27 protein-coding genes are annotated in these 25,004 nt (G+C 64.2%); 12 read left to right on the top strand and 15 right to left on the bottom strand.

The annotated features are described in order from the left end of the window. Positions 1-5: 5 nt before the first annotated feature. Both LB555_RS21600 and petA read right to left on the bottom strand, forming a co-directional pair. Positions 6-1,307, bottom strand: a complete 1,302-nt coding sequence (locus LB555_RS21600) for a cytochrome b (RefSeq protein ID WP_015316074.1) — start codon at positions 1,305-1,307, stop codon at positions 6-8. A 16-nt stretch (positions 1,308-1,323) separates the two neighbouring features. Further along, a complete protein-coding gene (gene petA, locus LB555_RS21595; RefSeq protein WP_140617687.1) occupies positions 1,324-1,884 on the bottom strand; it encodes a ubiquinol-cytochrome c reductase iron-sulfur subunit in 561 nt (186 codons plus the stop codon). Between the two features lie 315 nt (positions 1,885-2,199). Between petA and LB555_RS21590 the strand changes: the two genes are divergently transcribed. Further along, positions 2,200-2,544 carry a cupin domain-containing protein gene (locus tag LB555_RS21590; protein ID WP_140617686.1) on the top strand — a complete coding sequence of 115 codons (345 nt, stop codon included), beginning with the start codon at positions 2,200-2,202 and terminating at the stop codon, positions 2,542-2,544. Between the two features lie 16 nt (positions 2,545-2,560). On the opposite strand, the gene LB555_RS21585 is transcribed toward LB555_RS21590, so the two are convergent. The 5 genes from LB555_RS21585 to LB555_RS21565 are packed head-to-tail and all read right to left on the bottom strand — an operon-like array spanning position 2,561 to position 7,701. Further along, the gene (locus tag LB555_RS21585; protein ID WP_140793087.1) at positions 2,561-2,872 is read right to left on the bottom strand and encodes a DUF6665 family protein; all 312 of its coding nucleotides are present in this window, start codon (positions 2,870-2,872) and stop codon (positions 2,561-2,563) included. Between the two features lies 1 nt (position 2,873). Next, the gene (locus tag LB555_RS21580; protein WP_224683704.1) at positions 2,874-3,365 is read right to left on the bottom strand and encodes a GNAT family N-acetyltransferase; all 492 of its coding nucleotides are present in this window, start codon (positions 3,363-3,365) and stop codon (positions 2,874-2,876) included. Between the two features lie 4 nt (positions 3,366-3,369). After that, a complete protein-coding gene (locus tag LB555_RS21575; RefSeq protein WP_224683703.1) occupies positions 3,370-5,253 on the bottom strand; it encodes an ABC transporter ATP-binding protein in 1,884 nt (627 codons plus the stop codon). Between the two features lie 10 nt (positions 5,254-5,263). Beyond that, complete coding sequence (locus tag LB555_RS21570; RefSeq protein ID WP_140617682.1) at positions 5,264-7,150, bottom strand: ABC transporter ATP-binding protein; 1,887 nt, start codon at positions 7,148-7,150, stop codon at positions 5,264-5,266. Between the two features lie 29 nt (positions 7,151-7,179). Beyond that, positions 7,180-7,701 (bottom strand): hypothetical protein, encoded by a 522-nt coding sequence (locus LB555_RS21565; protein WP_224592855.1) that lies wholly within the window; start codon positions 7,699-7,701, stop codon positions 7,180-7,182. A 283-nt stretch (positions 7,702-7,984) separates the two neighbouring features. On the opposite strand from LB555_RS21565, the gene LB555_RS21560 reads away from it, so the two are divergent. Then, positions 7,985-8,443: a tRNA (cytidine(34)-2'-O)-methyltransferase gene (locus LB555_RS21560; protein WP_015316066.1), complete on the top strand. Its 459-nt coding sequence runs from the start codon at positions 7,985-7,987 to the stop codon at positions 8,441-8,443. Positions 8,444-8,573: 130 nt separating this feature from the next. After that, entirely contained in the window at positions 8,574-9,020 is a 447-nt protein-coding gene (gene soxR, locus LB555_RS21555; protein ID WP_140721677.1) for a redox-sensitive transcriptional activator SoxR, read from the top strand. Here soxR and LB555_RS21550 read toward each other — a convergent pair. Next, the gene (locus LB555_RS21550) at positions 9,017-9,274 is read right to left on the bottom strand and encodes a hypothetical protein (RefSeq protein ID WP_023770299.1); all 258 of its coding nucleotides are present in this window, start codon (positions 9,272-9,274) and stop codon (positions 9,017-9,019) included. The genes soxR and LB555_RS21550 overlap by 4 nt on opposite strands. A 168-nt stretch (positions 9,275-9,442) precedes the next feature. Here LB555_RS21550 and hemF point away from each other — a divergent pair, with 168 nt between their 5' ends. From hemF to LB555_RS21535, 3 genes are all read left to right on the top strand, one after another. Beyond that, positions 9,443-10,357 (top strand): oxygen-dependent coproporphyrinogen oxidase, encoded by a 915-nt coding sequence (gene hemF / locus LB555_RS21545; protein ID WP_224683702.1) that lies wholly within the window; start codon positions 9,443-9,445, stop codon positions 10,355-10,357. Between the two features lie 297 nt (positions 10,358-10,654). Then, positions 10,655-10,915 (top strand): DUF1344 domain-containing protein, encoded by a 261-nt coding sequence (locus LB555_RS21540; protein WP_015316062.1) that lies wholly within the window; start codon positions 10,655-10,657, stop codon positions 10,913-10,915. A 187-nt stretch (positions 10,916-11,102) separates the two neighbouring features. After that, positions 11,103-11,288 carry a DUF1059 domain-containing protein gene (locus tag LB555_RS21535; protein WP_015316061.1) on the top strand — a complete coding sequence of 62 codons (186 nt, stop codon included), beginning with the start codon at positions 11,103-11,105 and terminating at the stop codon, positions 11,286-11,288. A 6-nt stretch (positions 11,289-11,294) separates the two neighbouring features. Here the strand turns inward: LB555_RS21535 and LB555_RS21530 are convergent, their stop codons facing one another. Genes LB555_RS21530 through LB555_RS21520 form a run of 3 tightly spaced genes read right to left on the bottom strand, consistent with a single transcriptional unit; the run spans position 11,295 to position 13,815 of the window. After that, entirely contained in the window at positions 11,295-12,557 is a 1,263-nt protein-coding gene (locus tag LB555_RS21530; protein WP_140665109.1) for a CCA tRNA nucleotidyltransferase, read from the bottom strand. After that, positions 12,554-13,186, bottom strand: coding sequence for a CoA pyrophosphatase (locus LB555_RS21525; protein ID WP_140617851.1), 633 nt, complete (start codon positions 13,184-13,186; stop codon positions 12,554-12,556). Before LB555_RS21525 ends, LB555_RS21530 begins: the two co-directional genes overlap by 4 nt. Then, the gene (locus LB555_RS21520) at positions 13,186-13,815 is read right to left on the bottom strand and encodes a DUF1285 domain-containing protein (RefSeq protein WP_140823205.1); all 630 of its coding nucleotides are present in this window, start codon (positions 13,813-13,815) and stop codon (positions 13,186-13,188) included. Before LB555_RS21520 ends, LB555_RS21525 begins: the two co-directional genes overlap by 1 nt. A gap of 158 nt (positions 13,816-13,973) precedes the next feature. On the opposite strand from LB555_RS21520, the gene LB555_RS21515 reads away from it, so the two are divergent. From LB555_RS21515 to LB555_RS21500, 4 genes are read left to right on the top strand one after another with little or no spacing between them, the layout of a single operon-like run. Then, complete coding sequence (locus LB555_RS21515; RefSeq protein WP_023770308.1) at positions 13,974-14,978, top strand: AAA family ATPase; 1,005 nt, start codon at positions 13,974-13,976, stop codon at positions 14,976-14,978. Further along, entirely contained in the window at positions 14,978-15,943 is a 966-nt protein-coding gene (locus LB555_RS21510) for a DUF58 domain-containing protein (RefSeq protein WP_140617678.1), read from the top strand. The genes LB555_RS21515 and LB555_RS21510 overlap by 1 nt, the downstream gene beginning before the upstream one ends. Beyond that, entirely contained in the window at positions 15,940-18,762 is a 2,823-nt protein-coding gene (locus tag LB555_RS21505) for a DUF4159 domain-containing protein (RefSeq protein WP_224683701.1), read from the top strand. Before LB555_RS21510 ends, LB555_RS21505 begins: the two co-directional genes overlap by 4 nt. Positions 18,763-18,820: 58 nt before the next feature. Beyond that, a complete protein-coding gene (locus LB555_RS21500; protein ID WP_224683700.1) occupies positions 18,821-20,893 on the top strand; it encodes a hypothetical protein in 2,073 nt (690 codons plus the stop codon). A gap of 102 nt (positions 20,894-20,995) precedes the next feature. On the opposite strand, the gene clpS is transcribed toward LB555_RS21500, so the two are convergent. From clpS to LB555_RS21480, 4 genes are all read right to left on the bottom strand, one after another. Beyond that, positions 20,996-21,301, bottom strand: coding sequence for an ATP-dependent Clp protease adapter ClpS (gene clpS, locus LB555_RS21495; protein WP_015316053.1), 306 nt, complete (start codon positions 21,299-21,301; stop codon positions 20,996-20,998). 129 nt (positions 21,302-21,430) lie between these two features. Beyond that, a complete protein-coding gene (locus tag LB555_RS21490; protein WP_224683699.1) occupies positions 21,431-21,745 on the bottom strand; it encodes a hypothetical protein in 315 nt (104 codons plus the stop codon). Between the two features lie 168 nt (positions 21,746-21,913). After that, positions 21,914-22,207, bottom strand: coding sequence for a hypothetical protein (locus LB555_RS21485; protein WP_140665121.1), 294 nt, complete (start codon positions 22,205-22,207; stop codon positions 21,914-21,916). A gap of 39 nt (positions 22,208-22,246) precedes the next feature. After that, complete coding sequence (locus LB555_RS21480; RefSeq protein ID WP_015316050.1) at positions 22,247-22,546, bottom strand: hypothetical protein; 300 nt, start codon at positions 22,544-22,546, stop codon at positions 22,247-22,249. Positions 22,547-22,825: 279 nt separating this feature from the next. On the opposite strand from LB555_RS21480, the gene LB555_RS21475 reads away from it, so the two are divergent. Both LB555_RS21475 and LB555_RS21470 read left to right on the top strand, forming a co-directional pair. Beyond that, positions 22,826-23,542, top strand: a complete 717-nt coding sequence (locus LB555_RS21475; protein WP_015316049.1) for a response regulator — start codon at positions 22,826-22,828, stop codon at positions 23,540-23,542. Beyond that, positions 23,539-24,948, top strand: coding sequence for an ATP-binding protein (locus tag LB555_RS21470; RefSeq protein WP_015316048.1), 1,410 nt, complete (start codon positions 23,539-23,541; stop codon positions 24,946-24,948). Before LB555_RS21475 ends, LB555_RS21470 begins: the two co-directional genes overlap by 4 nt. Positions 24,949-25,004: the final 56 nt, after the last annotated feature.

Raw genomic sequence — 25,004 nt, 5'->3', positions numbered from 1 at the left:
ACCGCTCAGCCCTTGGTCTCAGGTGCTGCCGTGGCGCCCGCCGGATGCCCGCTGCCACCCTTGTTCTTTTCGAGCACCGCCTCGGTGATCGAGTTCGGCAGCCTGCGGGGTGTCTCGATCAAGCCGAGCACCGGCAGCGCGATCAGGAAGAAGGCGAAGTAGAACAGCGTCGCCATCTGCGCCATGAACACATAGCTGCCTTCCGCCGGCTGCGAGCCCAGCCAGCCCAGCAGGATGGCATCGGCCACGAACAGCCAGAAAAACAGCTTGTACCAGGGCCGGTAGACCGCCGAGCGCACCTTGGAGGTGTCGAGCCACGGCACCAGGAACAGCATGACGATGGCGCCGAACATGCACAGCACGCCGCCGAGTTTGGAATTGATCGGCCCGATGTTGAACGTGATGGCGCGCAGGATTGCGTAGAACGGCAGGAAGTACCATTCCGGGACGATATGGGCCGGCGTCTTAAGCGGGTTGGCGACCGTGTAGTTGTCCGGATGGCCGAGATAGTTCGGCAGGTAGAAGACGAAGTAGGCGAAGACGAACAGGAACACGATCATGCCGAACGCGTCCTTGATGGTCGCGTAGGGCGTGAAGGCCACGGTATCTGTCTTCGACTTGACCTCGATGCCGGTCGGGTTCGACTGGCCGACGACATGCAGCGCCCAGACATGCAGAACGACGACGCCGGCAATCATGAACGGCAGCAGGTAATGCAGGGCGAAGAAGCGGTTCAGCGTCGGATTGTCGACGGCGAAGCCGCCGAGCAGGAGCTGCTGGATCCAGTCGCCAACCAGAGGAATGGCGCTGAAGAAGCCGGTGATGACAGTGGCGCCCCAGAAGCTCATCTGCCCCCATGGCAGCACATAGCCCATGAAACCGGTCGCCATCATCAGGAGGTAGATGATGCAGCCGAGGATCCACAGCAGCTCGCGCGGCGCCTTGTAGGAGCCGTAATAGAGGCCGCGGAAGATGTGCAAATAGACGGCGATAAAGAAGAACGAGGCGCCGTTGGCGTGCATGTAGCGCAGCAACCATCCGGAATTCACGTCGCGCATGATCTTTTCGACCGAACCGAAGGCGAGATTGGTGTCGGCCGTATAGTGCATGGCCAGCACGATGCCGGTCAGGATCTGCGCCACCAGCATGATCGCCAGGATGCCGCCGAAGGTCCACATATAGTTCAGGTTGCGCGGCACCGGATAGGCGATGAAGCTGTCATAGACCATCCTGGGCAGCGGCATGCGGGCGTCGAACCAGCGTTCGATACCGGTCTTCGGCGTGTAGGTCGAGTGTCCCTCGCTCATCGAAATATCCCCTGCCTCAACCGATAAGGAGTTTGGTGTCGGAAACGAATTTGAATACCGGAATCGCCATGTTCTCCGGCGCCGGGCCTTTGCGGATGCGGCCGGCCGTGTCGTATTGCGAACCGTGGCACGGGCAGAACCAGCCGCCGAAATCGCCTTCCTGGCCGAGCGGGATGCAGCCCAGATGGGTGCAGACCTGAACCATCACCATCCAGGCTTCCTTGCCTGGCGTGGTGCGGTTGGCGTCGGTCGCCGGCGCATCGGACGGCAAATTGGCGTTGCGGGCAATCGGATCCTTGAGATCGGAGAGGCTGACGGCCTCTCCGTCCTTCATTTCCTTCTCGGTCCGGTTGCGCACCACGACCGGCTTGCCGCGCCACTTGACGATCAGCGAGCTGCCAGGCGCCAGCGAGGAGACATCGACCTCAACCGAAGCGAGCGCCAGCGTCGAGGCGTCGGGGCGCATCTGGTCGATGAACGGCCAGGCCACGGCACCGGCGCCGACCACGGCGGCCATGCCGGTGGCGACGTAGAGAAAATCTCGACGATTGGGATCGTGGATGTCGGTTGCGCTCACGGGTGCCTGATCCTTTCGCCTCTTCCGCGCCGGTGGCCGAGCCTTGTTCCCCGCTCAATCACGCCAACCCGACAGCGCATGGCGAACAGGCTAGCGAATTCCTCCGGCATTTGGACTTCGGTTTATGCGTGAAGCCCGTTTTTGTCCAGACGGGTGAAGGCACAAGGGCAGATTGTCGCGGGGACAAAATCCCCTCGTGTCCGGCGGGACGGCGAATGGCTGCAAAGGGCGGCTAAACAACCGGGAAATATCAGCAAAATCCAAGGCTCCGGCTTGCCTCGACACAGGGCGCCGGTGTGATCTATCCTCCTTCGCATGGCGCACGTCATCGATCGCGAGCAATGGGCTGTTCGTTCCGACCACTGGAAGGGCGAACTGCAGTGCGGTGCCTACGGCTCAAACTCCTGCCTGATCTTCAATCACCTGCCCGACGTCGGCGGCGGCCCGCGGCTGCACGCCCATCCCTATGCGGAGATCTTCATCATCCGCCAGGGAACCGGCCTCTTCACGGTCGGTGACCAGGAAATCGAGGCTTCGGCGGGGCAGATCCTGATCGTGCCGCCCAACACGCCGCACAAGTTCACCAATCTCGGTCCCGGTCCGCTGGAAACGACCGACATTCACGAAAACGGCAGCTTCATCACCGAATGGCTGGAGTGATTCCTAAAAACTGATTTTACGCGGCGCCCAGCCTCACTAGAACCGCCTTGGGGATATTGTATTCGCGGATCACGGCGTCATGCTTGCGAAGGCCGCACAGTTCGCGCTGGATGAAATAGGCGTGAACGGCCACGGCAGCCTCCTTGAGCAGACGGGGGCGCAACCCATCGTCCCCGTTATCGCGCAACCGCGCCAAGGTTTCTTCGACGCGCTGGCCGGCCCGCCCGAGCGCCGCCGCCTTCTCTGCCAGGATTTCATGGCCAAGCGCGTCGAAGGCCGCGTCGGCGGCCGACGTGCCGGCAAGATGGGACGGCGGACGCAAGGACATTTCAGTTCCCTTTCCCGAACACCATGCGATGGGTGACGAATTCTTCGCCCTCCACGCGCTGAAAACCAAGCCGTTCATAGAAAGCGAAGGCTTCCGGCGGCGCGCGGGTGTTCAACACGGTGAAATACTGGCGGGCTCGGTCGATCACGATCTCGACCAGCGTTCGGCCAAGGCCGGCGCGACGGTGACGCGCGCTGACGAACAGGTGGCGGACCCGGCCGTGGTCCCTGCCCTCGAAATAGGGATCGATGTTCAGCCCGCAGACACCGGCGAGTTCGGCGCCATGCCAGGCTCCGAACAGCGCCTCGCCCCGCTTCAGGAACTTGTTGCGGCCGCTTGCCCAGCCATCGCCCAGACGCACCAGCATCCAGTAGCCTTCCAGCCGGCTCTCTTCCTTCAACGCGTCGAAAGCCGCCACGGTTGGCCGCAAACGCTTGAGCGTGTAGCCGATCTCTGGGCCGATCTCCGGACTGAGCTCTGGCGATCCACCCATGCACCTACTCCGCCGGCCGCGTCTCTTCCAGCACGCTTTCCTCGTGATAGAGGAACCCGCCGGACTGGCGCTTCCACAGCCGGGCATAAAGCCCGTCGAGCGCCACCAGCTCGTCATGCGTGCCTTGCTCGACGATGCGGCCGCCGTCGAGCACCACCAGGCGGTCAAGTGCCGCGATCGTCGACAGCCGGTGGGCAATCGCGATCACGGTCTTGTTCTCCATCAGCCGCGTCAGATTCTCCTGGATCGCCGCCTCGATGTCGGAATCGAGCGCCGACGTCGCCTCGTCGAGGATCAGGACCGGCGCGTCCTTGAGGAAGACGCGGGCGATCGCCACGCGCTGGCGCTGACCGCCCGACAGTTTCACGCCGCGCTCGCCGACAAAGGCTTCGTAGCCCTGGCGGTCCCTGTTGTCGCGCAAGGTCAGGATGAATTCATGGGCCTCGGCTTTTTTCGCCGCCGCGATGACCTGCGCGTCGGTTGCGTCGGGCATGCCGAGCTTGATGTTGTCACGCAGCGAACGGTGGAACAGGGCCGTATCTTGGCTGACGACGCCGATATTGGCGCGCAACGAATCCTGCGTTACACCAGAGACGTCCTGGCCATCGATGGTGATCTGGCCGCTTTCGAGATCGTAGAGGCGCAGGATAAGGTTCGCCAGCGTCGTCTTGCCGGCGCCCGAAGGCCCGACCAGCCCGACCTTCTCACCCGGCTTGACGATAAGGTTGATGCCGTTCAGCACCCCAAACCCCTTGCCGTAGTGGAACTCGACATTTTTTACGTCGATGCGCCCACCCGCCACGACCAGTTCCCCGGCGTCCGGTGCATCGGTCAGGCCGAGCGGCTGCGAGATCAGCGCCTTGGAGTTCTCCAGCACGCCGAGATTCCGCAAGATGCCGTTCATCTGCATCATCAGCCGGCCGAGCAGCATGTTGAGCCGCAGCACCAGGCTGAGCGTGAAAGCGACCGCCCCGACCGTGATCGAGCCCTCGACCCAGAGATAAACGGCAAAGCAGCCGATCGCCGTGATCATGATGCCCGACAGCGTCGTCAGCGCCATGCGCACGCCGGTCAAGCGGCGGGTGAAGGGCCGCAATGCGTCGAGATAGATGTCGAAGCCGTTCCTGATGTAGCGATCGTCGCCGTCGGCCGCGAACAGTTTCAGCGTCTGCACGTTGGAGTAGGAATCGACAATGCGGCCATTGATCATGGAGCCCGCCTCCGCCGTCGCTTCGGCGTGCTTGCGGATTGCCGGCAAATAGCGCTTCGCCAGAAAGCCGAAGGCGGTGATCCAGACCACCACGAGTGCCGCCAGCCTGAGGTCAAGCCCGGCGACCAGCGCCAGCGTCGTCACCGTATAGACGACCATGAACCAGACGACCTCGATGAAGCTTTCCATCAGGTCGCCCGTCGCCTGCCCGGCTTGCCAGACTTTCGTCGCGATGCGGCCGGCAAAATCGTTCTGGAAGAAGGCGTAGGATTGGCGCGAGACGTGCCGGTGCGCCTGCCAACGCACCAGATTGTAGAAGCCGGGCGTGATCGTCTGTTCGTCGACCAGCGCCGACAAGGCGACGACCACGGTGCGGATGATCAGCACCACCGCGACCATGAACACCAGTTCGGGGCCGGCGGCAGTCCACAGCGCGTGCCAGCTCCGTTCGCCGGGCAATTGGTCGAGAATATCGACCAGCCGTCCGACGAAATAGAACAGGCCGGCCTCGACCAGCGGCGCGATGCCGCCGATGACCAGCATCGCGAAGAAGGCGAACTTCGCTTGCCCGACATAGTGCCAGAGGAAGCCCGTAACGCTGGCCGGTGGCCGAAGATTCGCCGGCTCCCTGAACGGGTAGACCCAGGTCTCGAACCAGCGGTAGACGGCTGTCATCATGCGGCGGCCATCATTCTGCGGCTTGCCCCTTTGCTATTGCGTCATTGGCGGCTTCGACTGGGACGTCATCGAGCAGGAACCCACCCGACTGGCGCTGCCAGAGTTGCGCGTAGAGCCCGCCTCTGGCGACCAGTTCCTCGTGCGAGCCCTCCTCGATGACGCGACCCTGGTCCATCACGACGAGCCTGTCCATCGCCGCGATGGTCGACAGCCGGTGCGCGATGGCGATGACGGTCTTGCCTTGCATGAGCTTGTAGAGGTTCTCCTGGATGGCGGCTTCCGCCTCGGAATCGAGCGCCGACGTCGCCTCGTCAAGGATAAGTATGGGCGCATCCTTCAACATAACGCGAGCAATGGCGATGCGTTGCCGCTGACCGCCGGACAGTTTGACGCCGCGGTCGCCTACATAGGCGTCGAACCCCTTGCGTCCATGATGGTCCGAAAGTCCTGATATGAAATCCATCGCCTCGGCCCGCCGCGCCGCCTCGAGCAGCATCTCGTCGGTGGCATCGGGCCGGCCGTAGAGGATGTTCTCCCGCACCGAACGATGCAGCAGCGAGGTGTCCTGCGTGACCATCCCGATCTGGGCGCGCAGCGAATCCTGTTTCATGCCGGCGATCTCCTGGCCGTCGATCAGGATCCGGCCGCTTTCCAGGTCGTAGAAGCGCAGGAGGAGATTGACCAGCGTCGACTTGCCGGCGCCCGAGCGGCCGACAATGCCGACCTTCTCGCCCGGCTTCACCGCCAGCGACAGGTTTTCGATGACGCCCTTCTGCTTGCCGTAATGGAAGCGGATATCCTCGAAGCGGATATCGCCTTTGGAAACGATGATCTCCTTGGCATCCGGCCTGTCCTCGACAAGGCGCGGCAACGAAATCGAGGCAATGCCGTCCTGCACCGTGCCGATATTCTCGAACAGGCTCGACATTTCCCACATGATCCACTGCGACATGCCCCACATCCGGAGCACCAGGCCGATGACCACCGCGACCGCACCGATCGTCACCACTTGCCCCATCCACAGCCACAGCGAGATGGCGGTGACCGAGAACAGCAGCAGCGCGTTCAGTATGTAGAGCGAGCCGAACAGCAGTGTCACCAGCCGCATCGACCGGTAGACCGTGTCGAGGAAGCCCATCATGCCTTCCCTGGCGAAGGCGGCCTCGCGGCGTGAATGGGAAAACAGCTTGACCGTCTGGATGTTGGTGTAGCTGTCGACGACGCGACCGGTCATGGTCGAGCGCGCATTGGCCTGCTCCTCGCCGACCTTGCCCAGGCGCGGGATGAAGAAGCGCAGCAGCAGGATGTAGCCGACCATCCAGACGCCGAGCGGCGCGGCCAGCCGCCAGTCGGCCGAACCGACGATCAACAGCATGCCGAGGAAATAGACGACGACGTAGTTCAGGACGTCGATCACCTTGATGACGCATTCGCGCACGGCAAGCGCGGTCTGCATCAGCTTGGTGGCGATGCGGCCGGCGAACTCGTCCTGGTAGAAGCTCATCGATTGCTTGAGCAGGTAGCGGTGCACCTGCCAGCGGATGCGCATGGGGTAATTGCCCATCAGCGTCTGCTGGTTGAGCAGGGAATGCAGCCAGACCGTGCCGGGCAGCGCAAACAATACGATGAAGGCCATGCCGGCGAGTTTCCAGCCCTCCGTCTGCAGGAAGGTTTCGCGGTTCTGCCCCGACAGCCAGTCGACGATGCGGCCGAGGAAGCCGAACATCCACACTTCCGCGATGGCGATGGCCGCGACCAGCACCGCATCGACAAGAATATAGGGCCATGCCCCGCGCGTATAATGCAGGCAGAAGGCAACAAGCGTCTTGGGCGGCTCGACCGGTTCCGCGGCCGGGAACGGATCGAGCTTTCTTTCAAACCAGCTAAACAACAACATAGGTCACGCCTGTGAGATCTGTTTTCCGCTTACGCGGCTTGGCGGCGTACGAAGTCCTCGGACCGCATGGCATCGAGGGCCGACGCTCCGGAATCATCCGGAGCGTCGGCCCTGCTTCGCGCTATATAGGGGTTCGCCGGCTTTTCGCCGACAGCCACCTTTGTCGATCCTGACGACATGGCGCCACCAGTCCGGTTTTTCGCGCCTGGCCGGATCAGCCGGATGATCCGGCGCACCAGCGACGGACGGCTCGGATCGGGTACCGCGCGCGAGAAATCGACATCCGGCAGCATGCCGCGATGTGGACGCCGGCGTACTTCGGCATGAACCGCCGACGAATAGGTGTCGCCGATCAACAGCGCCCAAGCCACCACCTTCGGGTGTTGCAGGCTCCTCGAGCCCGGTATTCTGTAGGGATCGAACATCGGTCCGTCCTCCGTGTTGAAATAGAGATAAAAAGGATGATCGACGTCGTGCCGCGGGATCGGCGGCGGATCAGTCGGAACGCGTTGGGACGGGGCCATCGGCCCCTTCGGCAGCTTGAAAAACATCGCGGGTTTCCTTCGAAGACCAGGGTATGGTTTCGGCGGAAATCGGTGCGGAAGTGTCTAAAAGATCAGGAGAAACGTCGTACCGAAACCGCCAGGGCGCAAATAAGCCCACAGGTGGGGCGCTGGATGTACATGGCCACCATGAATTACCCCTCCATCGGTTCGGGTTGACAATGCCGGTCATATACCCGACTTCGAAAAAAATGGCCACCCGCAGGTCCAGGAATTTCCAAAACCAGGAAGCTGCTGTGGCCGATCTGCCACTTATTAGAAGGACGCGGAAGTGAACCCTGGTCTCCGCATCGCGCTCTACCAGCCTGACATTGCCGGCAATACCGGGACAATCCTGCGCTTCGCCGCTTGCCTCGGCCTCGGCGTCGACATCATTGAGCCGGCCGGCTTTCCGCTCTCCGACAAAGCGCTCAAGCGCGCCGGCATGGACTACCTCGAAATGGCTGCCCTGACCCGGCATGTCGACTGGGACGCCTTCGAGGAGTGGCGCAAGGCCCGCGCGGATCGCATGGTGCTGCTGTCGACCAAGGCTACGACCCCCTACACCGACTTCAGCTTCACCGACCGCGACATCCTCCTGTTCGGTCGCGAATCCGCGGGCGTGCCGGATCCAGTCCATCAGGCGGCGGATGCGCGGCTGACCATCCCGATGCAGCCCGGTGCGCGCAGCATCAACGTCGCCCTTTCCGTCGCCATGGTGGCGGGCGAAGCCGTCCGGCAACTCCGATAGGGGATCGCCGGCAGCGCCGTCAGCGGTGATTTTTGCCCAGGCGCACATCCGCCTTCTCCTTTGGTTTGCACAGTCAGGCTTTCTTGGCTACAAGCTCAACTTAACTTGAGGTCAAGCGGAAAGTGCGAAAATGGCGCCGGTAACGGAATTGACGGTCGGCCAGGTGGCCGCGCGCAGCGGCGTGGCTGTGTCGGCACTGCATTTCTACGAGGCCCGCGGTCTGATCCGCAGCCATCGTACGGCAGGCAACCAGCGGCGCTACGGCCGTGACGTGCTGCGCCGGGTGGCCATCATCCGGATTGCCCAGGAGGTCGGAATCTCGCTGGCGGAAATCGGTGCCGCGCTTGAATCATTACCTGAAGGCCGCACGCCGACGCGCGAGGATTGGAATCTGCTTTCAACGGCTTGGCGCGATAGCCTCGACCAGAAAATCAGCCAGCTAAGGAAGCTGCGCGACGGCTTGACCGACTGCATAGGCTGCGGCTGCATGTCGATCGACAAATGCCCGCTTCGCAATAAGGGGGATCGGCTGGCAAGGGAGGGAACGGGCGCGAGGCGCCTGCTGGCCGAGCGCTAATCCGCGGCTGGCAGCCGCCTTATCGTGAACTCGATCAGATCGCCCGGGCGTTCGAACCAGCTTTCGATCTCGGTCCAGTAGGCCTGCTTGGGGAAACGCTCGAACCACTCCTTGGCCTTGAGGCGCGCGTCCGAACGCGGCAGCACGAAGGTTTCACGCAAAAAACCGTCGCGCGGCATGCGTGCGCGCTCGGCCCGGCTTTGATCGAGCCTTTTCTTCAGGCCATCCAGCGGCGGTCTTGCCGGGGTGCGCACGAAACAACTCCTTGCACCTGGCGCATGACCCCGAAATCGGAATCGGGTTTCGGAAAGGATCATGCGCGAAACCAAAGTGACTTGACCCTGTCCCTTAAGAGATTAGGGATCGCGCCCGGAAAAGACGAGTCTTTTGTCGACTCACCGCCCCGCAACCGGAGACGGCACTTGGAACGACCTGAAATACCGGCGGGGCTGCCTGTCGACATCGAAGAAAAGAAGATGAAGGCCCGGCTTTGGTTCGAGGCGCTGCGCGAGCGCATCTGCGGCGCTTTCGAGCAGATCGAGCAGGATCTCGGCGGGCCGCTGGCTTCGTGGTCACCGGGCCGTTTCGAAAAGACGCCCTGGGAGCGCGATCACGGCAAGGGCGGTGGCGGCACCATGTCGATGATGCACGGCCGCGTCTTCGAGAAGGTCGGCGTCCACACTTCGACTGTTCATGGCGAGTTCTCGCCCGAGTTCAGGAAGCAGATGCCAGGCGCCGAGGAAGACCCGCGCTTCTGGGCATCGGGCATTTCACTGATCGCGCACCCCTGGAACCCCAACGTTCCGGCCGTGCATATGAACACCCGCATGGTGGTGACCTCGCGCCAGTGGTTCGGCGGCGGCGCCGACCTGACGCCGGTGCTCGACCGCCGCCGCACCCAGGATGATCCCGACACGATAGCCTTCCAGCGTGCCATGCAATTCGCTTGCGAGAAGAATGCCGCCGTCGCCGACTATCCGAAATTCAAGGCTTGGTGCGACGAGTACTTCTTCCTGCCGCACCGCAACGAGCCGCGCGGCACCGGCGGCATCTTCTTCGACTACCTGCATCCGGAAGAAGAGAAGGGCGGCTGGAATGCCAATTTCAACTTCGTCCAGGATGTCGGGCGCTCTTTTCTCGTGGTCTACGGCCACCTCGTGCGCGCCAACTTCAACGAGAACTGGACCGATGGCGACCGCGACGAACAGCTCGTTCGCCGCGGCCGCTATGTCGAATTCAACCTTCTTCACGATCGCGGCACCATCTTCGGGCTCAAGACCGGCGGCAATGTCGCCTCGATCCTGTCCAGCCTGCCGCCGGAGGTGCGCTGGCCATAAAAAAATTGTGAGCGCGATGTGAGGCCGCATTGATGTCCCATTGTTCGAATCTGGGCGCGGAATGTGACGCAATGAATATCTTTTTCGTCTAATATCCATCTGAAAAAGCTGGGTTAGTTATCGCATTCGGGTCGGGAAGCGCCGGTGGTTTGCCTGAGGGCAATTCCAGGAAAATGCGGTTTTCCCTTCGGAATTGCGTCGGAACAGGCGAACCGCGACTCGACGCGACCGGACGGCCCGAAGACGATGCGGATCATCTTCGTCAAAGGATGGCCGCTTTCCCAGGAGTATATCAGCATGAGAAAGATCATTGTTTCCGCTGCCGCGGCTGCCTTTCTTGCTTCCGGTTCGGTGGCGTTCGCCGCCGTCAAGCACACCACCGGAACGGTCAAGAGCTTCGATGCGACGGCCAAGAGCCTGGTTCTCGACAATGGATCGTCTTTTACGCTTCCCCAAACCTTCAAGGATCCTGGCCTGAAGGTCGGCGAGAAGGTCAGAATTTCGTGGGACATGAGCGGCAAGGACAAAGTTGCCGAGGCAGTCAAGATCGTGAAGTGACGGCCTGCCCGCCGGGCTAGCGTAAGAGGGCGGAGCAGCGCTGCTCCGCCCTTTCACCGTTGACCGCAACCAATATCACACCATCTGTGTTATGGTTCTCACCCCCGCCCATGATCGGAAAAGTCGGATCATGAGCCAAAAAAGTACCGGAGCCTCGCAGGCTCCACGGAGGAAAAGGAGAAATCCGATGAAGGAATTTCACTGCGGGTCGCTGGTTCCCGGCTGTGAGTGGCATACTCGTGCCGGCGAGGAGGCCGAAGTGATGCGCCGTGCCGTCGAGCATATGCGTGAGACACATGGCGAAACGACCATCCGCGAGACGATGATCGAGGCTATCCGCTCCCGAATTGAGAAGGTCCGCGACGCGGCATGATCCTCATCAGCCTTCAAGTGCCTCCGCGGCGCGCTTGATCAGTGCGTCGCGATCGGGCGTGAAACTCGCATCGATCCATTCCGCTTCCAGGTTCTTGAGGATCTCGCCGAGCTTCGGCCCCGGGGTTGCGCCGAGCGCGGTCAGATCGGCGCCTCGCAGCGGAAATTCGGGCCTTTTCCATTTGAGCGCAAAGGAAAGCAGGCGCGAAAAGCCGCCGGCTTCGAGCAGCGCTTCATTGTCTTCGACGGCCCGCACCCGCGCCGCCGCAAGCGAAAGCCGCAGGCGGTCGACAAATCCTTGGCGGTCGCCGCGATAGAGCCGTTTCGCCAATTCGCCCTCGGTCGTCTTCGGTTCGACCGCGGTTGCCATCGACCAATGGCGCAGGCGATCCGCTTCGGCGGTCGAGAATTTCAGCCGCTCCGCAAGCGTCTTCATGCGCGCCGTATCCGGCGGCACCATCGCCTCCAGCCGCAGCATCGGATCCACCGCCCAGCCCAGGTCCTTCTCGGCCCTGGTCAATCCGTGGATCGCATCGATGCCCCATTTCTCGCTTTCCGACAGCGCGGCGGTCAAGACACCGGCCTGCCGCATCCAGAGCAGCGCCCGCGAGGGATCGGGTGCGGACAAGAGCTTTTTCAGTTCGGACCAGATGCGCTCCGCCGAGAGTTGGGCGAGGCCTTCCTTCAACCGGGCGCAGGCCTTCAGCCCCTCGGCGTCGGGCCGGCCTTCGCCATACCAGGCGAAGAAGCGGAAGAAGCGCAGGATGCGCAGATAATCCTCACGGATGCGTGCCTCCGGGTCGCCGATGAAGCGCAGCCGGCGCGCCTCGATGTCGGCGATGCCGCCGACAAGGTCGACAACGCTGCCGTCGGCCTCCGCATAGAGCGCGTTGATGGTGAAGTCGCGCCGCTCGGCGTCGAGCTTCCAGTCGCGCCCGAACGACACCTTGGCGCGACGGCCATCGGTCTCGACATCGGCGCGCAAGGTGGTGATTTCATAAGGTTTGCCATCGGCGACCACCGTGATGGTGCCGTGCTCGATACCGGTCGGCACCGCTTTGAAGCCTTCCGCCTCGGCGCGGCGAATGGTTTCCCGCGGCAGGCAAGAGGTTGCTATGTCGATGTCGGTGACAGGCTGGCCCATCAGCACGTTGCGTACGGCGCCGCCGGCGATGCGCGCCTCTTCACCGCCTTCGGTGAGCGCGCCAAGCAGGCGCTGCAGATGCTTGTCGAAGAGCCAGTCCGCCCTGCCCGCGATCGAAACACTCACGCATAGAGCCTTTCATACAGTGTGCGGATGATCCCGGCGGTGACACCCCAGATGCGCCGGTCGCCATAGGGCATGTCGTAGAAGAACCATTCGAGATCGTTCCAGATGCGGCTGTCGCGCTTGTGGTTGGCCGCGTCCATCAGGAAGCGCAGCGGCACTTCGAAGGCGGCGTCGACCTCATCCGCGTTCAGGGTCAGCTGGAAATGTGGCCGCACGATGCCAAGCACCGGCGCGATGCGATAGCCGCTGCCGGCGACGTAATCGGGCATCCGGCCGATGATCTCGATGCGATCCTGGCCAAGGCCGATCTCCTCGAAGGTCTCGCGCAGTGCCGCCGCCTCCGGGCTTGCGTCGGTCGCATCGATCGTGCCGCCCGGGAAAGCCACTTGCCCGGAATGATTGCGGAGTTTTTCGGCCCGTTTGGTCAGCAGAACCGTCGCCTCGCCGTCATGGTCGACCACCGGGATCAGCACCGCGGCGTTGCGCAGCGGCTTGCCAGGGTTGAGGCGTGGATGGCCGGGATTGAAGCGGTGATCGCCATAGTCGCCGCCGGCATGCGCCTCCGGCTGCGCGGCAAAGCGCGCGCGAAAATCCGCCGACGAAAACGGCGCCGGCGATACCTGGTCCATCATTCGCTCAACCGCTTCAACTGATCGGCCGGCATGATCGGAAACACGGCGTTCTTGGAGCGCACCGAAAACATCGTCCTGCCGTCGATTTCGATCTCCTCGCCATGCCCGACCAGTTCGTACATGACCGGCCGCGCCACAAGCGCCTCCAGCCTGCCGCGCACCAGCAGATACGGCTTCAAACCGCCGGTCCCGTTCTCGTCGACGAAGCGCAGCGGCCGCTCCGGTCCGGCCTCGATCACGTCGCCGACATTGGTGCGGAAGGTGATGACCTGATCCTCGCCTTCGCCCGAAACATCCATCTCGACGGCGACGAAAGGCGCATCGGCGACGCGGATGCCGACTTTTTCCACCGGCGTCACCAGATAGGTCCTGCCGTCGGCGTCCTTGCGCAGCACGGAGGAGAAAAGCTGCACCAGCGGCATGCGGCCGATCGGCGTGCCCAGGTAGAACCAGGTGCCGTCGGCCTTGATTTCCATGTCGAGATCGCCGCAAAAGTCGGGATTCCAGCGCTCGACCGGCGCCGCGCCCTTGCCTGCGCGGGCCGCGCGCGAGATCAGCGCCTCGAGGCCCCGAGCCTCGGTGGCCTGCGTAAGGCTTTGTTGGCGATGTTCGTGGTGTTCGCTCATCGTCACGAAATAGTCACTGTTGTTCCGCTTGTCAGCCTAAGTCTGTGATTTAAGTTCAACCATAGGCGCTCCGCGAGGCCGAATCGCGGCAGTCTATGGTATGGTGCGGGCCAGCATTTCCAAACCATGGCATTTCCAACCAAAGGGATCGATGCGGCATGAGCGTGATGGTCAAGGAAAGCCCGATCAGCGAAACGGACATGGTCGCCGAGGCCGAGAAGGCACTTGCCGACATCTCCAGGATCCGTGACGGGGTTGGCCGGGTGATCTTCGGCCAGGAGAACGTCGTCGAGCGTACGCTGGTGGCGCTGCTTGCCGGCGGCCATGCGCTTCTGGTCGGTGTGCCGGGCCTCGCCAAGACCAAGCTGGTGGAGACGCTGGGCGTCGTGCTGGGGCTCGATTCGCGCCGCATCCAGTTCACGCCCGACCTGATGCCGTCCGACATCCTCGGCTCCGAGGTCATGGAGCAGGACGAGACCGGCAAGCGCTCGTTCCGCTTCATTTCCGGGCCGATCTTCGCCCAGCTGCTGATGGCCGACGAGATCAACCGCGCCTCGCCGCGCACGCAGTCGGCGCTGCTGCAGGCGATGCAGGAATATCATGTCACCATTGCCGGCGCGCGCTACGACCTGCCTTCCCCCTTCCATGTGCTGGCGACGCAGAACCCGCTGGAGCAGGAAGGCACCTATCCGCTGCCCGAAGCCCAGCTCGACCGCTTCCTGATGCAGGTCGACATCTTGTACCCCGAAATCGAGGCCGAGCGCCGCATCCTGTTGGAAACCACCGGCGTCGAGGACGCGAAAGCCCAGAACGTGCTGCAGCCGGCGCGGCTGAAGGAGATCCAGACACTGATCCGCCGCATGCCGGTACCCGAAAGCGTCGTCGAGGCGATCCTTACCCTGGTGCGCTCGGCGCGTCCGGGCCAGGGCAATGCCGACACGGACAAGCATGTCGCCTGGGGCCCGGGCCCGCGCGCCAGCCAGGCGCTGATGCTGTGCACCAGGGCCCGCGCGCTCTACGACGGACGCCTGGCGCCTTCGGTCGACGATGTCAGGGCGCTGGCCGAACCGGTGCTGCAGCATCGCATGGCGCTGACCTTCGCCGCCCGCGCGGAGGGCACCAGCGTGCGCGACGTGGTGGCGAAGCTTGTGAAAGGCATTTGATGGCGCGTATCGGCGAAGTCCAGGCCCCGGCAGCGACGCGCGATGCGCTCGCCCGAGGCCGGTTGCGGGCTTCGCTGGTTCCCGACCTGCTGGTCGAGGCACGCCGTATCGTCAACACCGTGATCGCCGGCTGGCATGGCCGCCGCAAGCGCGGCATAGGCGAGAATTTCTGGCAGTTCCGGCCTTATGTCGAAGGCGACGCCTCGCGCATCGACTGGCGCCGCTCGGCCCGCGACGACCACACCTATGTGCGCGACCGCGAATGGGAAGCCGCCCACACCGTCTGGCTGTGGGCCGACCCCTCGCCATCCATGCTATACAAATCGACGGGAGCCGGCGTTTCCAAGCAATCGCGCGCGCTGGTGCTGACCTTGGCCATGGCCGAGCTTTTGTCACGCAGCGGCGAACGCATCGCCTGGCCTGATCTGACCGATCCATTCACCGCCCGCAACGGCGCCGAGCGCATCGCCGCCCAGCTCATGCATGCCGGCGAACTGCCGGCAAAACCCGATCTCTCCAACATCAGGCGCTTCTGCGACATCGTCATCGCCAGCGATTTCCTCGACCCCGTCGAGGAGACCATGGCCTGGCTCGACGTGCTCGCCCGCCATGGCGTGCGCGCCCATCTGATCGAGGTTGCCGACCCGGCCGAGGAAACCTTCCCCTATGCCGGCCGCACCGAGTTCACCGATCCCGAGACCGGCGACAAGCTGACTGCCGGCCGCGCCGAGATGCTGGCCGATGAATACCGCCTGCTCTACACCGCTCGCCGCCAGGAGTTGGCCGGCTGGTGCAAGCGGCTTGGCTGGAGCTTTACCGTCAACCACACCGACCGGCTCGCGTCCGACGCGCTGGTGCGCCTGCACATGGCGATGACCGCCGATGGCGGGCATGCCGGTATCATTGCCGGCGATCAGCCTAGGCTGATCGCCAAGGGCGATCAGCCTGGAAAGGCGGTCGCATGAGCTGGCTGCCGCTCTCCTTCGGCGCTCCGATGGTGCTGTGGGGCCTGCTGGCGCTACCGGTGATCTGGTGGCTGCTCAGGCTCACCCCGCCCAAGCCGCAGACCGAGGTGTTCCCGCCGCTGAAGATCCTGGCCCGTGTGCTGAGGCGTGAGGAAACCCCGCAGCGCAGCCCCTGGTGGCTGACGCTGCTCAGGCTGCTGATGGCCGCCCTCGTCGTCGCGGCATTGGCCGAACCGGTGTTCAACCCGCGCGAAAAGCTGCCGGCCGAGGGTGCCGCGCTTGCCCTGGTCATCGACAATGATTGGGCGAGTGCCGCCGACTGGAACAAGCGCGTCGCCACCGCCGAGCGGCTGATCAAGGACGCCGGCTCGAACGGCGTGCCTGTTATCATCGCCTTCACCGCCGAAAAGCCCAATGCCGAGATCGGCCCCTTCGATGCCGCCGCCGCGCTCGACCGGCTGCGCGCCGCCAAGCCGCGGCCGATCCCGACCGACCGGCCCGCCGTCTATGCGCGCGTGGCCGGCATGCTGGAAACCTTGCCAGGCGCCAGCGTCGCCGTGCTGGCCGATGGCCTGGCGGCAAGGGGCGACGAGGCCGCCTTCAACACGCTGTTGTCGAAAAATGCCGCCCGCATCGTCTGGGCGGTGGCCGACCGGCTGTCGCTGACTGGCCTGACATCAGCCGAAAACCAGGTTGATGGCTTTGGTTTGACCGCCATCCGCGCGCCCGGCGATCCCGCCCCGGCGCAGGTCACCGCCGGCGCATTCGACGACAAGGGCCGCCGCATCGCCGATGCGACCCTGACCTTCGCGCCGGGCGAAGCCACGGCCACCGGCACCATGGCGGTGCCGTTCGAATTGCGCAACGACTTCGCCTCGATCGCGCTCGATGGCGAACGGCATGCAGGTGCCGTGCGCGTGCTCGACGAAAGCTCCAAACGCCGCCGCGTCGGGCTGTTGTCGCAAGCCGAGTCCGACCAGGCGCAGCCGCTTCTGTCGCCGCTCTACTACATCAGGCGCGCGCTGCAGCCCTTCGCCGATCTGGTCGAGCCCTCCAGCGCCGATCTCGCCGACGCCATCCCGCAGATCCTCGACCAGAAGCCGGCGATGATCGTCATGGCCGATATCGGCACCATTCCCGCACAGGTCCGGCAAAGACTGGTCGACTGGGTCGACAATGGCGGCACGCTCGTGCGTTTCGCCGGCTCGCGGCTGGCCGCTGCCGGCAATGACGACGATTTGCTGCCGGTCCGCCTGCGCACCGGCGAGCGTTCGCTCGGCGGAGCGCTGTCATGGACCTCGCCGCAGCCGGTCACCGAATTTCCCAAGGCCGGCCCCTTCGCCGACCTGGCGCCGCCGACCGAGGTCACGGTGACCAGGCAGGTGCTGGCCGAACCGACACCCGACATCGTCGAGCGCACCTGGGCGGCTCTTGCCGACGGCACGCCGCTGGTGACCGGGCTGAAGAAGGGCAAGGGCACGCTGGTGCTGTTCCATGTCACGCCCGAGGCGACGTGGTCGAACCTGCCCATATCGGGCAGTTTCGTGGAGATGCTGCGCCGCATCGTGCAATTGTCGCGCAACCAGGGCGCGGCGATCGCCAATGCCGAAGCCGCCGCCACGTCGCTGGCGCCCTATCGGATGATCGCGGCAGACGGCTCGCTGGTGCCGCCGACACCGGATGCACGGCCGCTGGTGCCGGGCGCAGGACCACTGCCGGTCACCTTCGAGAACCCGCCTGGCCTCTACGGCTCGGAGACCGGCGTCTTCGCCCACAATCTGCTCGACGCCTCAAGCACCTTTGCCCCGCTGGCGCGCCCGCAAGTGACGGTGCCTGTTACCACCGTCCAGTACGCCTTCGATGAATCGCGCAACCTGAAGGGCACGCTGGTCGCGGCGGCTCTGCTGCTGATGCTGCTCGACACGCTGGCGGTGTTGTGGATGGGCGGCCTCTTTTCGCGCCGGCCGCGCCGTGCCGGTGCGGCCGCGACCACAGCCGCCGTGCTGATCGCGCTTGGCGCACTGTTCGGCCATGCCGATGTCGCGCGCGCCGACGATGCCAAGCCGGGCGATCAGGTCGCTATCGAGGCGATTTCGAAAACCCGCATCGCCTATGTGCTGACAGGCGTCCCGGGTGTCGATTCGATCAGCCGCGCCGGGCTCGAGGGTCTGACCCGCTTCCTGATCGAGAAGACCGCCTTGGAGCCGGGGGCGCCGGCCGGCGTCGATATCTCGAAGGACGAACTGTCCTTCTATCCCCTGATTTACTGGCCGATCGATCCGGCGGCACCGATGCCGAGCCAGGCCGCGATCGCCCGCATCGACGCCTATATGCAGCAGGGCGGCACCGTGCTGTTCGACACCCGCGACCAGTTCGCCAACGGCATCGGTGCCGATTCCACCAGCCCGGCGACCGAGCGGCTGCGCGACATCCTCGGCAACTTGAACGTGCCGCCACTGGAGCCGGTGCCGTCGGACCATGTGCTGACCAAATCCTTCTTCATCCTGCCCGAGTTTCCCGGCCGCTTTGCCGGCAGCCCGCTCTGGGTCGAGGCATCGCTCGATGCCAGCAATGCCGACAACCGACCGGTGCGCACCGGCGACGGCGTATCGCCGATCATGATCACCGCCAATGATTTCGCCGGCGCCTGGGCGGTTGACGAGAATGGCGATCCGCTGCTGCCGACCGTACCAAACGATCCGATGCAGCGGGTCTACGCGCTGCGCGCCGGCGTCAACATCATGATGTACATGCTGACCGGCAACTACAAATCCGACCAGGTGCATGTTCCCATCCTGCTCGAACGTCTGGGGCAGTAGGATGACGTTCTTACCCTCCACGGCGGGTCAACTCTCTCCACAACGGAGAGGATGAAGCATGAACTGGTCTATCTCCTTCGAACCGCTTCTATCCTGGCCGCTGCTGGCCCTGGTGCTGGTACCGTTGGCGCTGCTGGCGCTCGTCGGCCTTTGGTTTCGCCAGCGCGGCGCGGTCCTGCGCCTGGTCGCCCTGCTGGCGCTCGCCGCCGCCATCTTCAACCCCGTATTCCTCAACGAGGAGCGCGAGCCGCTGAAAAGCGTCGTCGCGCTGGTCGTCGACCGCAGCCAGAGCCAGGACATTGGCGACCGTACCAGGCAGACCGACGAGGCCGTGGCCGGGTTGCAGCAGCGTCTTGGCCGCTTCAAGCAGTTCGACGTCCGTGTCGTCGAGGCCGGCAAATCCGACGCCGCCGAGGAGCGCACGGAAACGCGGCTGTTCGGAGCGCTGGAAGGCGCCTTCCGCGACGTGCCGCCCTCGCGCATCGGCGGCGCCATCATGGTCACCGACGGCGAGGTGCATGACACGCCGTCGGGCAAGCCCGAGTTCAACGCCCCGCTGCATGCCCTGATCACCGGCAACGACCATGAGAAGGACCGCCGTATACGTTTCGAGAACGCGCCGCGTTTCGGCCTCGTCGGCAAGCCGCTCGACATGAGCTATCGCGTCATCTCGACCGAAAACGAGACCGGACCGGTCGATGTGCGGGTCTCGGTCAATGGCGAGCAGGTTTCGGTCGAGCATGCCACGGTCGGCCAGGCCATGCCGCTGCAGGTGACCATCCCGGGTGCTGGCCGCAACATCATCGAACTTGCCATCGACCGTGAGCCGGGCGAACTGACCGACACCAACAACCGCGCCATCGCGCTGGTCGACGGCATCCGCGAGAACCTGCGCGTTCTGCTCGTTTCGGGCGAACCGCATGCGGGCGAGCGCACCTGGCGCAATCTGTTGAAATCCGACGCCTCGGTCGATCTCGTCCATTTCACAATCCTGCGGCCGCCGGAAAAGCAGGACGGCACGCCGATCAACGAATTGTCGCTGATTGCCTTCCCGACCCGCGAGCTGTTCGTCGAGAAGATCAAGGATTTCGACCTCATCATCTTCGACCGCTACCAGCACCGCGACGTGCTGCCGATCCTCTATTACGACTACATCTCCGAATATGTCGAAAAGGGCGGCGCGCTGCTGATCGCCGCCGGTCCCGAATATGCCGGCGAGGCTTCGATCGCACGCACGCCGCTGATGTCGGCGCTGCCGGCCATGCCGACCGGCGAGGTCGTCGACAAGGCCTTTTATCCCCGCCTCACCGAACTCGGTCAGCGTCACCCGGTGACGCGCGGCCTCGACGGTTCGGCCACCGAGCCGCCGCACTGGAGCCGCTGGTTCCGCACCATCGGTGTGCAGAATCCGCAGGGTGAAGTGGTGATGAAGGGCGCCGACAACCGGCCGCTGCTGCTGCTCGACCGCAAGGGCGAAGGCCGCGTCGGCATGCTTCTGTCCGACCAGGGCTGGCTGTGGGCGCGCGGCTTCGAGGGCGGCGGCCCGCATGTCCAGCTCTACCGGCGCATCGCCCACTGGCTGATGAAGGAGCCCGAACTCGAGGAAGAGCGGCTGACCGCCGAGGGACGCGGCATGGTGCTGGAGATCCGCCGCCAGACCATGGCCGACGATCCCGGCCCGGCGCAGATCATCACCCCCTCCGGCAAGACGCTCGCCGTCAAGCTCGACAAGTCCGAGCCCGGCGTCTTCCTCGGCAGCGTCCAGACCAGCGAAATCGGCCTCTTCCAGGTCGCCAATGGCGATCTCACCGCGCTTGCCCATGTCGGACCGGTCAACGCTCCGGAATTCGCCGACGTCGTCTCCACGCAGGAGCGGCTGAAGGCGCCGGCGGAAGCCACCGGCGGCAGCGTGCGCCGGTTGGCGTCTGCCGCGGGCAGCGACGTGACGCTGCCTTCCATCGTGCCGGTGCGCTCGGCCGGCGAGGCGTCGGGCAGCGACTGGATCGGCCTGCGCACCACCGATGACAGTGTGCTCAAGGCCGTGTCGCGCGTGCCACTGTTCGGCGGCTTCCTTGGCCTGGGCCTGTTGCTCCTGGCGATGGGTTCGATGTGGTACCGCGAGGGACGATAGAGCGGTGCGCTCTTACTTTCTCCCCGTGTAGTGACGCGGAGAGCGACGCTATCGCGAGTGGTTTCGCCAATCGTCGAAACCAAGGCTATGACGAGCCCCTCCTCACTCCTCCGGTTCCGTCGTGAACAGCAGCGGGTAGCCCTTGGCCTTGCCGGCGTCGGTGGCCCGCGTCGCCTTGGTCTCGGCGACATCCCGGGTGAAGACCGCGACCACGCAGACGCCACGCTGGTGCGCGGTGATCATGACCCGGTGCGCCTGGTCCTCCGAAAGCTTGAACTCGCCCTTCAGCACCGTCACCACGAATTCGCGCGGCGTGAAGTCGTCATTGACGAGGATGACCTTGTAGAGCTTCGGCCGCTCTGTCTGCGGTTTGACCTTGGTGCGCGGTTTTGTGGTGATTTCAGGCATTCGACCCGACTGTTTTCGCGATCAGCTTAAGTCCGCATTTTGCCACGGGCGGCAGTGATCGTCCATTTACGGACCGTCGGCGGGCGGGCCCGGTCCTCCGGGATCATGTGGGGAATTGTCGGTCGCGGTTCAACGGCCCTGACGGCCGAAGACGCGGCGCGTTGGGTCGGCATCCGCCCGGCGTTCCAGCCATGCCGCGATCGGCCATCCGACAACACAGATCAGCGTCACGCCGGCGAGCACGATCAAAAGCCATGCCTGCACCGGCGTGATGTAATCCCAGTTGCTGGAAATCGCCGGTGCGAATAGCGAAGGCTCGGTGCGCCCGCTTGCAGGATCCGGCACGGGGCTGGCGGTGAGCAGAATCAGCACCCTGGCGACGCCGGTGGCAACCAGGCCGCCGATCACCATAGAGCGAAAAATGGACGAAAGCCGCTTCTTCATGCGGATTGTCCTACAGGGCCGGCATTGCAAACGGGTTAAGCACGATCGAGATGCGTGGCTGGAAGCCGCCGGCGTTCAGCTCATCGACCATGCCCTTGGCAGAAGGGCCCCCCCCCCCCCGCGGGTTGGGGGGGGGGGCGGCCTTGCTAGAACTAACCTCGAAGCTGATCAGGGCTTCTTGGGAGCAGCCTTCGCAGGGGCCGCCTTCGCGGGAGCCGCCATTGCGGGAGCCTTCTTGACCGGGCACTTGTGCTTCTTGGTCACCTTGCAAACGGCCTTCTTGGCGACCTTCTTCGGAGCAGCCTTGGCCGGAGCAGTGGTCGTCGCGGCAGCAGCCGGAGCGGTGGTCGTGGTGGCAGCGGCCGGGGCAGCGGTCGTGGTCGCGGCAGCGTTGCCGAGAACGGGCATCGAGAAGGCGAGAGCGACGGCGAGACCAAGGGCGGACAGGAGGGATTTTTTCATGGCTTCGTTTTCCTTTTTTTGTGCGGGTCGTTTTGAGCGTCACTGGACCGGGTCGTTCGGTGTCACTCCAAGCAGCTTCAAAGCATTGGCGAGCATCCGGATGCCCTGCGCCTGTTTCTTGGCGGCGCAGTACCGGTTACCCTTTCTCTGAAGTGCCTTTGCCGCGGTGACCTGCGTTGCCGTGGCATGGGTTTCGAGGGCTTCATCAAATTGGTGGCTGAGATTGGCGCACCGTTCGCTCCGGGTCAGCGGCGCCTTTGCGTCGGATTGGTCGACAGCGGCAGTGAGCAGGCCAAGGCCCAGCAAAACTCCCAACAAACTGATCGACAATCTTGGCATCGGTTTATCCGTGAACCCGGAGACTAGCGTCGCAGCCGATGACCTGACCGCCACGGCACCGTTATGCCGGCCTACCTTTTCAGGAGTTTTTCCCGATTGTAGAATTTTGTTTCTGGATTGTGTCTGGCCAGGCCACGCCAAGCTGGCCGTTGCTTCATGTGGAGAAGGCGGAATTCATTCTTCCTTGAAAACCAAGGCACTGGCCAACATACGGCCCGAATTCTATCGTGTGGCTCACGAGCCAAGAATGGCGTGGCCGGCAAACCAGACAGGGCAGCTGTGAAATCCGAGACACACATATTGATCGTCGACGACGACAAGGGCATTCGCGACCTGCTTCAGGAGTTCTTCCAGAAACGGGGCCTGCACACCTCGGTTGCCGCCGACGGCACCGAGATGGAAACCATCCTGCGCCGCACGCAGGTGGATCTGATCGTGCTTGACGTGATGCTGCCCGGCAGGAGCGGGCTGGAACTGTGCCGCGACATCCGCGCCCAGTATACAACGCCGATCATCATGCTGACCGCCGTCACCGAGACGACCGACCGCGTCGTCGGACTCGAGATGGGCGCCGACGACTATGTGCCCAAACCCTTCGACCCGCGCGAATTGCTGGCCCGCATCCGCGCCGTGCTGCGGCGCAATGGCGCCGCCGAGCCCAAGCGCGCCACCACCAAGCAGATTTACCACTTCGCCGGCTGGACGATGGACTGCTCGCGGCGGCGGCTGACCGCGCCCGACGACGTCAGGGTCGAACTGACCATGGCTGAGTTCAACCTCCTGCAGACCTTCGTCAAGAGCGCCCAGCGCGTGCTGACCCGCGATCAGCTCATCGAACTGTCCGGCGGCGACAGCGACTATTCCTTCGACCGCAGCATCGACATCCTTGTCTCCAGGCTGCGGCGCAAGATGGAAGATGATCCCAAGACGCCCAAACTGATCCTCACCGTGCGCAGCGGCGGCTACCAGTTCCTGCCCGAGACGACATCCGAATGAGACGTTTCCTGCCGCAGACCTTGCCTGTCTGGGTGCTGCTGATCGTCATTGCCGGCCTGCTGATCAGTCAGGTCGCGACGCTTTATATCGTATCGCGCGACCGCGCCGCCGCCAACGACGTGGTCGACCTCTACCGCCTCAACGACCGCGCCTTCTCGCTCGTGCAGCTGATGCACGACGCCACGCCGGAGGAGCGCAAGGCGACGGCGACCGGGCTGTTCAACTCCACCTACGCGCTCACCGTCTCGGACACGCCCGCCGTCACCTCCTCGATCGCCGGCGACGACGAACTGGCCGAACTGGAAGACATTCTCGTCGGCCGATTGTCCAAGTTCGGCATCACCGACGCGCGCGTGCGGCGCGATCCGGCGACGCGCGAAGCCGACGATGCCGGCGGCGCGGCGCCGGGACCCGAGATCGGCCAGGTCGAGCGGGATCTTCTGGTGCTGGCCGCCGATTTCGCCCAGAGCGACAAGCTGACGGCTTCGCTGCGCTTCGCCGACGGCCAATGGCTGAATTTCACCGAACCGATCACGCCCGTCGGCCCGATCCTGAGCGTCGATAGCCTGCCGCTCTATTCGCTGATCGCGGGGCTGGTGGTGATCATGTCGATCTGGTCGCTGCGCCGGCTGACCGCGCCCTACCGGATGATGGAAACCGCCGTCAACCGGATCGGCAACGACCTAAAGAGCCCGCCGATCGCCGAGAGCGGCAGCCGCGAGGTGCGCGCAGCCGCCAAGGCGATCAACGCCATGCAGGCGAGGCTGCGCGAATATGTCGAGGATCGTGAGCACCTGGCGGCGGCCCTCGCGCACGACCTGCGCACGCCGATGACCAGGATGCGGCTGCGCCTGGAGCTGTTGCGCAGATCACCGGCGCGCCAGGCGCTCGCCCACGATCTCGCCGACATCGAAAGCATCGCGAGTTCCGTGATAGACTTCGCCAAATTCGAGGTCACGGAAGAGAAGGCCGAACGGATCGATTTCTGGTCGCTCGTCGAATCGGTCGCCGACAGCTACGAGACGGTTTCCTTCGACAATGACGACGTCCGCCCGCGCGGCCTGATCTGCATGGCGCGGCCGGTGGCCCTCAAGCGTTGCGTCACCAATCTGGTGCAGAACGCCGTCACCTACGGCAAGCAGGCGCATCTCAGCCTCAGCCGCTTGGACGGCACGATCACGCTCGCCATCCGTGACGAGGGACCGGGCATTCCCCAGGCCCAGATCGACGCCGTCTTCGGCTCCTTCGTGCGTCTCGAACAGTCCCGCAACCGCCAGACCGGCGGTCTCGGGCTGGGGCTGACCATTGCCCGCAACATCGCGCGCGCGGCGGGCGGCGAAGTGCGCCTGTCCAACCATCCAGACGGCGGCCTGCTGACCGAGTTGCGCCTGCCGATGGCGGCTTAGGACATAGCCGCCTGAAGCGCGTCGCGCCGAAGCGGATCAGGCGCCGCGCTTCAGTC

Source organism: Mesorhizobium sp. BR-1-1-10 (assembly GCF_020165595.1).
Lineage (GTDB): Bacteria > Pseudomonadota > Alphaproteobacteria > Rhizobiales > Rhizobiaceae > Mesorhizobium > Mesorhizobium australicum.
Note: the sequence above shows the minus strand (reverse complement) of the source record. Positions and strands in the feature narration are given on the sequence as shown.